This is a genomic window from Acetanaerobacterium sp. MSJ-12, assembly GCF_018917875.1.
GTDB classification, from domain to species: Bacteria; Bacillota; Clostridia; order Oscillospirales; family Ruminococcaceae; genus Bittarella; species Bittarella massiliensis.
Genome location: NZ_JAHLPK010000018.1, coordinates 1 through 2,138 on the forward strand (window position 1 = coordinate 1; position 2,138 = coordinate 2,138).

The following is a 2,138-nucleotide window of genomic DNA, read 5'->3' on the forward strand; positions in this document are numbered from 1 at the left end:
CCGGCGGAGTCCTCCAGGGTGTAGGCGATCAGGTATTCCCCCGGCCGGGTGGTGTCGATGCCCTCCACCGCCTTCCCGTCCCGGCTCACGGCAAAGCGCACCTCTTTCAACACCCCGTCCGGCTGGGCGGAGGTGAACTGGTACCGGCTGCCCAGAAAGGCCCGCAGCTCCTCCCCGTCCAGCCAGCCGCCCGACAGCGGCGGGTCGGTGATGGCCTGCACCAGCCGGTCCGTCACCGTGGCGTACTTGGTCCCGCTCTGCCAGTCCTCCACGATCTCTGGCTCCTCCAGCTCGCTCCCCGGCTCCACCGTCGGGTCGCTGGGGTCGTAGTCCACCCAGGGCGGGCTCCCCACCGGCAAAAAGGTGTAGGTCAGGTAGACGGTGGTCTTGTTCCCCCGGCTGTCGGTGGCCGTCTGGCTGATGACGCAGCTCCCCGGCTTGGCGGTGTCGTACCCCGCCGCCGTCACGTCCTTGCCGTCCTGGGTCACGCGGATGGGCGAGAGGGTCAGCTCCCCGTCCCCCTGCTGGCTCACAAACCCGTACCGCCCGGCGAAGATCTGCTGGGCCACCTCCCCCGTCAGGCTCCCGCCGTAGGCCCCGGGCTCCCTGACCCCCTCGGCGATCTGCTCGTAGATATAGGCGTGGTAACGCCCGGTCTCCGGGTCCTCCTTGATCACCGGCTGGGGCATCGGCTTCAGGGGGTCAAAGGGCGGGCCCACCGGCGGGGTCCCCTCCTCCTGCCGCTCCACCGCCGGCGGCGCGTCCGGGTCGATGAGGGTGTCGGTCAGGTAGAGGGTGGTGGTGTTCCCGTCCGCGTCGGTGGCGGTGCAGACCACCACAAAGCTGCCCGGCTGGGTGGTGTCCACCCCCTGGCCGCTCACGTCCGCCCCCTTCTGGGTGATGGCATAGGTGTAGCGCAGGCCGTCGTCCCGCCCCACGTTGGAGGCAAAGCCGTATCTCTGGGCCATCAGCTCCGCCGCGTCCTCCAGGGTGAACCGCCCGCCGTACAGGGGGGCCGCCTTGTCGATGTACTCGCTCATGCTGTCGCGGATGACGGCGTGGCGCAGGCCCCCCTCGTCGGTCTCCTCCTCCGGCTCCAGCGCCGGGGCCTCCGGGTCGGTCGGGGTGGCGCTGGGCGGGGCGTTGAAGGAGACCGGCGTGGCCTCCCCCGTGTTCCCCGCCGCGTCCACCGCCCGGTAGAGCCCGTTTTGGTCGACGGAGACCCTCTCGCTGGCCTTACCGTTGCCCTTCTCCGCCCCCTCGGTGGGCAGGGCGAAGGTCTCGGCCGCCACCCACTTCTCGGATGCGGCGTCGTACCGCTCCAACTTCCAGATGCCGGACAGACCGTCCGTCAGGGTCACCGCCTGGTCCCCTTCATCCAGGGTCAGGGCCGGGGCGTCCTTGTCCACCTTGATGACGTCGTCGTTTCGCACCGACTTGGCCCCGTTCTCGCTGTTTTCCGCCTGCAGGGCCACCGGCGTCTTGGTGTTGCTGTCGTAGACCACCGACTCCCCCTTGCCGGTGAGGGTGGCGTGCACCGTCCCCTCCTCCGGGTCCTTGATGTAGAACTGGTTGAAGTCCCCGGGGTAGAAGGTGATGGCCACGTCCGTGTTGTTCCACCCGTTCTCATTGGGGCTGGTGCGGGTGTAGTGGTAGTCCTTCCCCGCCTCCCCTTCTGGCTTCTCCGGGTCGGCCGGGGTCAGGGGCTGGGCCGGGATCAGCTCGGCCCCCGAGTACTGCTTGGAGCCGAAGAAGTCGTCGCTCATCCGCTGGCCCACCGTGACCGCCTTGCCGTCGGGGTTGTCGATCTTTGCCTTGTAGGTGATGACGTTCCCCGCCGCCGTGCAGCCGAAAGGGATGCCCTCCCCAGACACGTCGTAGGGCTGGCCGGAGGCGTTCGTCACCGCCTTGCCGTCCACCGTCACCGTCTGCTCGGCTCCCGTGAGGATATCCAGCCCGGCGGTGGGGTACTTCTTGACCTTTTCGTCGTCCTCCGGCACCAGGGTCAGGTGGTCGTAGACGATCTCGTTGCCCGCGTCGGGGTGGGTGTTCTTCACCGTGGCGCGGACGGTGACCACGTCCCCGTCCTGCAGGGCCAACTTCTCCTCGTCGCTCATGGTGTTCCCGTCTTCGTCCAA

At 68.8% G+C, this 2,138-nt stretch carries 1 protein-coding gene; it reads right to left on the bottom strand.

Translation table 11 applies throughout. The features are described from left to right. Positions 1 to 2,138: hypothetical protein (locus KQI11_RS13005; RefSeq protein WP_216402422.1), on the bottom strand; the 2,138-nt coding region annotated here is incomplete at both ends.